This is a genomic window from Mesorhizobium sp. M7A.F.Ca.AU.001.01.1.1 (genome assembly GCF_004022735.1).
Classification (GTDB): domain Bacteria; phylum Pseudomonadota; class Alphaproteobacteria; order Rhizobiales; family Rhizobiaceae; genus Mesorhizobium; species Mesorhizobium ciceri.
The window spans coordinates 1-2256 of record NZ_RZPF01000900.1 but is presented as its reverse complement, the minus strand read 5'-3'; the positions used below and the strand labels follow the sequence as shown (position 1 = coordinate 2256).

Here is a 2256-nt window from a genome sequence, read left to right as displayed (position 1 = left end):
GCCCGCCACCGAGGCGCGTGCCGCCGACGACGACCGCCGCGAACATCGACAAGAGCAGCGGATTGCCGACCAGCGGATCGCCGCTGCCGGTCTGGGCGCTGATGAACACGCCGGCAAGGCCATAGCAGCCGCCGGCGATGACATAGACGGCAAAGCGCACCAGAACGACATTGATGCCGACGGAAGCGGCCGACTCCGGATCGCTGCCAAGCGCGTAGAGTGCTGTGCCGAAGCGGGTTCCCTTCAGCCAGAACCAGGCGAGCAGGACGACACCGATCACCACCAGCGGCATCGGCAGCCAGCCGGCGATCGCGTCGCCGAGATAGAAGGTGCCGAGATCGGGCGACACGAAGCCGCCGGGCTTGTCCATCACCAGCAGCGTGACACCTTGCAGGATGAACATGGTGGACAGCGTCACCACGATCGGCTGCATGCGCAGCACCGCGATGAAGAAGCCGTTGAAGGCGCCCACCGCCATGCCGACGCCGATGCCGACGGTGGTCCACAGGAGGATGCTTGCGCCTGGCGCCATCGGATCCATGCTCGATGCCAGCACGGCATTGACCAGCGATATCACCGCGCCGGCGGACAGGTCGAAGCCGCCCGACAGGATCACGATCGTCTGGCCGATCGCCGCGAGCGCCGAGGTGGCGCCGCCGCTCGACAGGAACGACACATCGAAATAGGTCAGCGGCCCAGCGCTGATCCAGTCGACGACGAAGAGCAGGATCGCCAGGACGGCCGCGGCGATCAGCGCGCCGCGATTGCGCACCAGCGCACGGCGCAGTCCGAAGCCGCCGGGAACAGGGGATGAGGCTGCTGCGCTGCTCATGCGGCGGCTTCCCCGGCATGGCCGAGCGCCGGGCGCATGATGGCCGGTTCGGTGATAGCGTCGCCTTCGAGTTCGGCGGCGATGCGCCCGTCATAGAGGACCAGCACCCTGTCGCATTGGTGAACGAGTTCGGGGATCTCCGTCGAGTGCAGCAGGATCGAACCGCCCGAAGCCACGTAGTTTCGCATCATCACATAAAGCTCGTGCTTGGTGCCAACGTCGATGCCTCGGGTGGGATCGAACAACAGCAGGATGCGGCTCTGCGCCACCAGCCACTTGGCGATGGCGATCTTCTGCTGGTTGCCGCCGGAAAACGCACCGGCCCGCGTCCACAGCGCGCGGCGGTCGACCTCGACAGTGGCGAATGCCGCCTCGACGGAGCGGGTCTCGGCTTGCGCGTCGACAAGGCCTAGCCGTGTGAAGCGCGATATCACCGGCAGCGTGGCGTTCTGGCTGCCCGACAATTTCAGGAACAGGCCTTCGGATTTGCGGTCTTCCGGCACCAGGCCGATGGCCATGTTGGGGCGCAAGGCATCGGCCGGCGAACCGAGCCAGACCTTGCGGCCGTCGACGAGGATGTGGCCGCGCTCGATCTCGGCCATGCCAAAGCAGGCCAGGAACAGGTCCTGCTGGCCCATGCCTTGCAACCCGGCGACGCCGAGGATTTCGCCCTTGCGCAGATCGAAGCCGGCGCCGTCGAGCTTGCGTCCGACCTTGAGGTCGCGCACGCCCAGAACCGGCGGACCGAAGGCCTGGGCGCTGTCCGGCTTGGGCGGAAAGGTCTGCTCGATGCTGCGGCCGATGATCTTTTCGATGACGTCGGCATCCGAGACATCGGCGACCGGCGCGGTGACGATGTGGCGGCCGTTTCTCAGGATCGTCAGCGTGTCGCAAAAAGCGCGGACCTCGCGCATGCGGTGGGTGATGAAGACGATGGTGGTACCCGCCGTCTTCAGCCTGGCGATGATGTCGCCCAGCCAGTCGACGTCGCGTCCGGCGAGCGTCGAGGTCGGTTCGTCGAGCAAAAGGATGCGCGGCTTGCGGTAGACGGCGCGCGCGATCTCGATCTTCTGGCGCACCGAAAGCTCGAGCTCGCTCACCTCGGCATCGAGATCGACGGAAAAACCGAGATCTTCGATATGGCGGCGGACGGCCTTGCGGGCGGCACCGCGGCGGATCAGGCCGGAGATGCCGACGGGGGCGTAAGGCAGCAGCATGTTGTCGAGCACGGAGAGATCGCGCACCAGGGTCATCTCCTGGAATGCTGTCTGCATGCCGAGCGCATGTGCTGCGCGCGGTGCGCCGTAAGCGATCTCCTTGCCGAAGACACGGACATGGCCTTGGCTCGGCCGGACCAGCCCGGACAGCAGCTTCACCAGTGTCGACTTGCCGGCTCCGTTTTCACCGAGCAGGGCATGGACTGT

At 66.3% G+C, this 2256-nt stretch carries 2 protein-coding genes; both read right to left on the bottom strand.

What is annotated here, in order from left to right:
* Nucleotides 1–832, bottom strand: an 832-nt coding sequence (locus tag EN884_RS33650; RefSeq protein WP_164895339.1) for an ABC transporter permease, incomplete at its 3' end; no start/stop codon positions are given.
* On the bottom strand, nucleotides 829–2256 hold a 1428-nt coding region (locus EN884_RS33645), incomplete at its 5' end, for a sugar ABC transporter ATP-binding protein (protein WP_164895338.1). The genes EN884_RS33650 and EN884_RS33645, both read right to left, overlap by 4 nt.